Origin of the sequence: Bradyrhizobium altum (assembly GCF_020889705.1) — a bacterium.
GTDB classification, from domain to species: domain Bacteria; phylum Pseudomonadota; class Alphaproteobacteria; order Rhizobiales; family Xanthobacteraceae; genus Bradyrhizobium; species Bradyrhizobium altum.
This window is the reverse complement of record NZ_JACMYP010000393.1, coordinates 1-5,751: the sequence shown is the minus strand read 5'-3', so window position 1 is coordinate 5,751 and position 5,751 is coordinate 1. Positions and strand designations below refer to the sequence as shown.

Below are 5,751 nucleotides of genomic sequence, written 5' to 3'. Positions count from 1 at the left end.
CCGAAGATCTGGGTCAGATTCTGCCTGGCGCGCGCGATCTGATCGGGATCGCCGTAGGCGACAACGGCGCCGGCGGTCATCATCAGCAGCAGGATGACAAGGAGGATGCGGGTCACGGTACGGCTCCGGTCGCTCCGGTGGTCACGCGCGCTTCGGACGCGGCTCCATGCGCTCGAGCCCAGCCTCGGCCATCCGCGCCGGCAATGTCGTCATGACAGACAGCCGCTCCGCGCGGTCCATCTTGTGCCAGCGTGCGATCTCCGGAAGCGTGCGACCACAGCCGAAGCAGAGCTTCGTCCTGGGGTCCATCATGCAGACTGCGATACACGGCGTTTCTGAACTCATTCTTCAACTGTTGAACCGTTTCAGCCGCCGGTGCAAGTCGGTCGAATCGGGATGCGCCATCACGCCCCGGCTTTTTGTCGCGTGCATGGTGTTGGCGCGAACGCCTTGGATTCATTGGCAGCGAAAACCGCGTCACGATTGTCCGCGACATGCTCTACAATCCGGTGCCGGCACTCATGATGGACTTGCGGCGCACACGTTTCCGGTCGGCGCCCATCGGGGGCTCGGCCGGCTCCGGCTGCATCGGCGGCGCTTCTTCCGCCATCGGCGCCAGCGCGCTCATCACCCGCTCCGGCGGCAAGGTCACGATCACCTCGGTGCCGATGCGCAGCTTTGATTTCAGCGTGAAGGTGCCGCCGTGCATGTCGATCAGGCTTTTCGCGATCGGCAGGCCGAGGCCCGCACCCTGTTCCGCCGACTTGATCGAATTGGAGCCCTGGCCGAACGAGGCCAGCACGACCGGGATCTCGTCCTCGGCGATGCCGCTGCCAGTGTCCTTGACGCTCAGATATTGCCCGCCCGATGCGGTCCAGCCGACCTTCAGCCAGATCCCGCCGCCCTGCGGCGTGAACTTGATCGAGTTCGAGAGCAGATTGAGCACGACCTGGCGGATCGCGCGCTCGTCGCCCCAGATCCTGGGCATGCCGTGCTCGAACACCTCGTGGATGGTGATGCCACGGCTGGAGGCGCGCAGCTTCAGCAAATGATGGCAGTCGGCGACGACATGCACCAGCGCCACGGCCTCTTCGTTCAGCTCGTAGCGGCCGGCCTCGATGCGCGACAGATCGAGGATCTCGTTGATGAGATTGAGCAGATGCACGCCGGAGTTATGGATGTCGGCGGAATATTCCTTGTAGACCGGCACCGCGTGCGCACCAAAGATCTCGCTCTTCATCACCTCGGAGAAGCCGAGGATGGCGTTGAGCGGCGTGCGCAGTTCGTGGCTCATCTGGGCCAGGAAGCGCGACTTGGCGACGTTGGCGGATTCGGCACGGTGCCGTGCCTCGTCGGAGATCGCCTTGGCCTGTTCCAGTTCGCCGATCAGCGCGTCCTTTTCGGCGCGGGCTTCCAGCGTCGCCAGCGTGGTCGAATGCAGCCGATGCGCCAGCAGCGCAAAATAACCTTCGGCGGCAAGCGCAAGCAGCGCCAGCACGTAATTGTCGAACGCACCGTTGAGCACGAGGTCGAGCGCGATCCCGACCGTCACCGGAACGGTCGCCGCGAGTGCTGCGATCGGCAGGCTCGCCGCCAGCATGCTGGAGACCGCGATCACCAGCAGCATCAGGAACATCATCAGCGTGTTGGAGGAGAGATCGCGCCCGGCGGGGTGGATCAGGATCGCGGTCCAGCACAGGCCGTACAGCAGGTCGAGCAGCACGAAGCGGGTCCGCCATTTGCGGGTCACCGCGACCGAGGTCGGCTCGGCGAGAAAGCGGGCGCAACTGCGGATGATGGCGAGATGGACACCGAGGATGCCAACCGTCCAGGCGCCGGCCACGATCGGCTTCATCCAGAGGCCAAACAGGACGCCGGTTGCCACCACGAGCAGCATCACGACATAGGATGCCGAGATCCGGGTCTGGGCGTATTGCCGGAGCAGTTCGGCGTCGAACGCCGGGCGGGTTCCACTGGTTGACGTTAACCGATCCCGCGCCTCGCGCACCCGCTGCGCAGCGACGCGCCGGCTGTTCACCGGCACCGCCACCTGAGGTCCTGCCGGAAGCTGTACAACTTCAGGCTTTTCTGCGGGATTACTCATCAACAACACAAACCCTGCACGCGAACCGCGCGCGCCTTTTGCATTGTCTATCTGTGACGCTAATTCATTAAGCGTTACCTTAAAGAGCTAAAGAAAGGCGTTAACCGGAGGTTAAATTAACTTTTGCAGCGGGGTTAGCGGACGCCGACATCGCTGCGCGTTGGCACCTGATTGGCGGTCGGGTGGGCGCGGCTGAGCCGCGCCCGTACCCGTTAGGTTCGAGGCCGAAGTTGCCCCCTGGCGGCGGATTGGGTTGGCTGGCAGGGGTCCTTCCTGTTGCAACTCCGGCGGAGGCTGTAGCCGCAGAGAGCGCGATACCGGAACTGCCAGCCTTTGTGCAAGGTGGTAAGACGGTGGGCGTTTCGCGCACGTCGGCCGGAGACTCATTTCTCGAAAGTAGATGGTCCGGACCTGCCGCAGACATTCCGCGCGGAACCTCTGGCTTCGGCATAGTTACACGGACCGACGTCGAAGATCATGCTGCGGCCGTTACGCAGCAGCAGGGACTTTCGGAAGGCGCGCTGTTTATAAACGACCCAACCATCTGCTCAAGTTGCACAAACCTTCTTCCATGCATGCTACCATCAGGCGCGCAGCTTAACGTTATAACTCCGAATGGCTCGACAGTGTTCGTTGGGGTGCATCCATGAGAGCCCAGTTTTTCGACAGACAGGACGCCACGAATCCCCTGAATGAGACAGTAGTTGACGGGTCGCCAGCGTTGCGAAGGATCGTTAACGACACACGGCAGAGGCAACCATTTTTGTCGGAGCTTGTTGGCACAAACGGTCGCAAGCTGCTCTTAGGCCTCGGATCTGGGGATGGTTGCGTACAGTTTAGTTCAACTGATGGGGCTCCGCCTTACTTGATGGCGGTAGCGACAATTGAGCACGAAGGAGGGGGTACGCAAGAGTTCTTGATGGGCGATACATCGACACCAATGCCGCGGCGCTATTGTCTTCCAATGGAGAAGGTAGTTGAGATTGCGGTCGCTTTCTTGGAAACTGGCGAGCGATCGTCGAGCGTGGAGTGGGAGGAAATTTAAGCCGCAGAGAGCGCGATACCGGAACTCCCAGCCTTTGTGCAAGGTGGTAAGACGGTGGGCGTTTTGCGTACGTCGGCCGGAGACTTATCTCTCGAAAGTGGATGGGCTGGACCTGCCGCAGACATTCCGCGCGGAACCTCTGCCAATTGCGGTGACAGCGCACTTAACTCCCCGACAATGATCATTCTTGACCCTGTTCTGGTTCGGACGGTTTCGGCCCACGCTTGCCTGGCTTCAGGACACGTCCGGTCACCCGCTGCAGGCGGGCGAGAAAGGGTCATCGCCGAGCGGCCAGCCGATGCTCTCGGCGGAGCGCAGGCGGTCGAACAGATCGGGCTCGGGCTCGCTGGCCAGCAGTCCGGCGAAGTCGGGGAAGCGCTCCCTGACTGCCCTCAGCACCGTGACGCCGTCATCCTTGCCGCGCAGATGCGCCCGATTCCGGTGACAGTGCACTAAGCCGCCGACTAAAAGTTGAGTGCACTGTTGCTGTAATTGAGGGCGTCCACGCAATTTCGGAATAATGGAAGTTTGCCCCTGATTTGCCCGACGTGTCAAGTTGCCATATCGAAATGCCGGCGGCCGGCCAGCTCCTTTGCATGGGGTTGTTTTCGATATTTTGGCAGCGCGCACCTTCAAAGGGGAATTCTCCTTCGCCAGACGACGCTGCAGTGACCCGCCGACGCGGGTCACCGTGCCAATGCGAGCAGCTAGCGCTGCAACCGCGCGAGCAGGCTCGACGTATCCCAGCGCTTGCCGCCCATCTTCTCGACCTCGGCATAGAATTGGTCGACCAGGGCGGTGGCCGGCAGGGTGGCGCCGTTGCGACGGGCTTCCGCCAGCGCAATCGAGAGGTCCTTGCGCATCCACTCGACCGCGAAGCCGAAATCGTACTTGCCCTCGTTCATGGTCTTGTAGCGGTTCTCCATCTGCCAGGACTGCGCTGCGCCCTTGGAGATGGTTTCGATCACGGCGGCGACGTCGAGGCCACTCTTCTTGGCGAAGTGGATGCCCTCGGAGAGGCCCTGCACGAGGCCGGCGATGCAGATCTGGTTGACCATCTTGGTCAGCTGGCCGGCGCCTGCCGGTCCGAGCAACTTGCACATCCGCGCGTAGGCGCCGGTGATGATCGGCTCGGCGCCCGCGTAGGCGTCTTCGCTGCCGCCGCACATCACCGTCAGCACGCCGTTCTCGGCGCCGGCCTGGCCGCCGGACACCGGCGCGTCGACGAACTTGAAGCCGGCCTTGGTGGCGGCGGCATCGAGCTCGCGGGCGACCTCGGCGGAGGCGGTGGTGTGATCGACGAAGGTCGCGCCCTTCTTCATGCCGGCAAAGGCGCCGTCGGGGCCGATCGTGACCGCGCGCAGGTCGTTGTCGTTGCCGACGCAGCACATCACGAAATCCTGGCCTTCGGCGGCCGCCTTCGGGGTCGGCGCGGTCTTGCCGCCGAACTTGTCGGCCCATTCCTTCGCCTTCGCCGCGGTCCGGTTGTAAACGGTGACCTCATGGCCGCCCTTTTTCACGAGGTGCCCCGCCATAGGGAAACCCATTACGCCGAGACCGAGAAAAGCGACTTTAGCCATATCTGCTACCTTGTGACTGTTACCTTGTGATTTGCCGTGGTGATCGCCCCTTGAGACCGCCGGAAAACGTCGCGGCAGGCAGGGCATTCCGTCCATGGAAGGAGCCGCACCATACCCCCTGCGCAGCGGAGGGCAACGGCTTCGTTGGATGGCAGACCCCGGTTTTGTGCTAGGATCGGCCCACCAAAGAACCTCACAAAAAAGGGAGTGTCTCGCATGGGCATGAGCGTCGGTGTGCTCGATCATTTCAATATCCGGACCCGGAATCTCGCCGCCACGGTGCGGTTCTATGAGGACGTTCTGGGCCTGGAAAAGGGGGCGCGGCCGAACTTCGCGTTCCCCGGTGGGTGGATGTACAGCGAGGGAAAGGCGGTCGTGCATCTGGTCGATATTTCCGGGACCGACGAGGCGCAGAAGCCTGACTCGGGCGTCGTCCATCACGTCGCCTTTGCCAGCCAGGGTTTTGACGGGATGCGGAAGCGGCTGCAGTCCAAAGGCATGGAGTTCGACTCGCGTCAGGTTCCCGGCGGCGATCTCTGGCAGATCTTCGTCAACGACCCCAACGGGGTCATGATCGAACTGAATTACGAGGCCGCCAAGGAGGGCGGCGCCGCAGCGCCGTCCGAGCGGCGGGACGACGTCGGAGCGAGGTAGCCTTTTGCGCTGCGACGCTCTATGGGTCGTCTCCTGGGCGTGATCCGGAAAAGTGTGAAGCGGTTTTCCGACTAGATCACGCCCACTAAAAAAGCCCAGGAGATACGCGGTGAGCGTGACGCAGCAACAGGTTCTCGATTGTCTTGCCAAGGTGATGTCGCCGCGCGGCACAGCCTTGACCAACGCCAATGTGCTGTCGGCGATCACGGTCACCGACGGCAAGGTGTTCTTCTCGATCAATGTCGATGCCGCGGAAGCCCGCGCCTGGGAGAGCGTGCGTGCGCAGGCCGAGAACGCCGTGCGCGCCATTCCCGGCGTCAGCGTCGCGATGATCGCGCTGACTGCGGAGCGCAAGGCGGGCGGTGCGG

The 5,751-nt window shown here is 62.7% G+C and carries 8 protein-coding genes and 1 pseudogene; 4 read left to right on the top strand and 5 right to left on the bottom strand.

What is annotated here, in order from left to right:
* The 3 genes and pseudogenes from H8B02_RS44575 to H8B02_RS44565 all read right to left on the bottom strand — a co-directional run.
* Positions 1-116, bottom strand: a pseudogene (locus H8B02_RS44575) (TIGR02281 family clan AA aspartic protease); the annotation flags it as partial.
* A 25-nt stretch (positions 117-141) separates the two neighbouring features.
* On the bottom strand, positions 142-345 hold the full coding sequence (locus H8B02_RS44570) for a DUF1289 domain-containing protein (RefSeq protein ID WP_229172107.1): 204 nt from the start codon (positions 343-345) through the stop codon (positions 142-144).
* Positions 346-499: 154 nt separating this feature from the next.
* Positions 500-2,104, bottom strand: coding sequence for a sensor histidine kinase (locus H8B02_RS44565; RefSeq protein WP_229172106.1), 1,605 nt, complete (start codon positions 2,102-2,104; stop codon positions 500-502).
* 182 nt (positions 2,105-2,286) lie between these two features.
* Between H8B02_RS44565 and H8B02_RS49225 the strand changes: the two genes are divergently transcribed.
* Both H8B02_RS49225 and H8B02_RS49220 read left to right on the top strand, forming a co-directional pair.
* Positions 2,287-2,754 carry a DddA-like double-stranded DNA deaminase toxin gene (locus H8B02_RS49225; protein ID WP_376711789.1) on the top strand — a complete coding sequence of 156 codons (468 nt, stop codon included), beginning with the start codon at positions 2,287-2,289 and terminating at the stop codon, positions 2,752-2,754.
* Positions 2,751-3,149 carry an Imm1 family immunity protein gene (locus H8B02_RS49220; RefSeq protein ID WP_376711788.1) on the top strand — a complete coding sequence of 133 codons (399 nt, stop codon included), beginning with the start codon at positions 2,751-2,753 and terminating at the stop codon, positions 3,147-3,149. The genes H8B02_RS49225 and H8B02_RS49220 overlap by 4 nt, the downstream gene beginning before the upstream one ends.
* Before the next feature lie 249 nt (positions 3,150-3,398).
* Here the strand turns inward: H8B02_RS49220 and H8B02_RS44560 are convergent, their stop codons facing one another.
* Together H8B02_RS44560 and H8B02_RS44555 are read right to left on the bottom strand one after the other, a co-directional pair.
* Positions 3,399-3,602, bottom strand: coding sequence for a hypothetical protein (locus H8B02_RS44560; RefSeq protein ID WP_229172105.1), 204 nt, complete (start codon positions 3,600-3,602; stop codon positions 3,399-3,401).
* 254 nt (positions 3,603-3,856) lie between these two features.
* Complete coding sequence (locus tag H8B02_RS44555) at positions 3,857-4,729, bottom strand: NAD(P)-dependent oxidoreductase (RefSeq protein WP_207837109.1); 873 nt, start codon at positions 4,727-4,729, stop codon at positions 3,857-3,859.
* A 216-nt stretch (positions 4,730-4,945) separates the two neighbouring features.
* On the opposite strand from H8B02_RS44555, the gene H8B02_RS44550 reads away from it, so the two are divergent.
* Complete coding sequence (locus tag H8B02_RS44550) at positions 4,946-5,383, top strand: VOC family protein (RefSeq protein ID WP_229172104.1); 438 nt, start codon at positions 4,946-4,948, stop codon at positions 5,381-5,383.
* A gap of 109 nt (positions 5,384-5,492) precedes the next feature.
* Positions 5,493-5,751, top strand: a 259-nt coding sequence (locus H8B02_RS44545) for an iron-sulfur cluster assembly protein (protein WP_229172103.1), incomplete at its 3' end; no start/stop codon positions are given.

Bases quoted from the DNA above. Each gene is read 5' to 3' on its own strand.
- H8B02_RS44565 (WP_229172106.1), bottom strand. From the start codon at position 2,104: ATGAGTAATCCCGCAGAAAAGCCTGAAGTTGTACAGCTTCCGGCAGGA.
- H8B02_RS44555 (WP_207837109.1), bottom strand. From the start codon at position 4,729: ATGGCTAAAGTCGCTTTTCTCGGTCTCGGCGTAATGGGTTTCCCTATG.
- H8B02_RS49220 (WP_376711788.1), top strand. From the start codon at position 2,751: ATGAGAGCCCAGTTTTTCGACAGACAGGACGCCACGAATCCCCTGAAT.
- H8B02_RS44570 (WP_229172107.1), bottom strand. From the start codon at position 345: ATGAGTTCAGAAACGCCGTGTATCGCAGTCTGCATGATGGACCCCAGG.
- H8B02_RS44550 (WP_229172104.1), top strand. From the start codon at position 4,946: ATGGGCATGAGCGTCGGTGTGCTCGATCATTTCAATATCCGGACCCGG.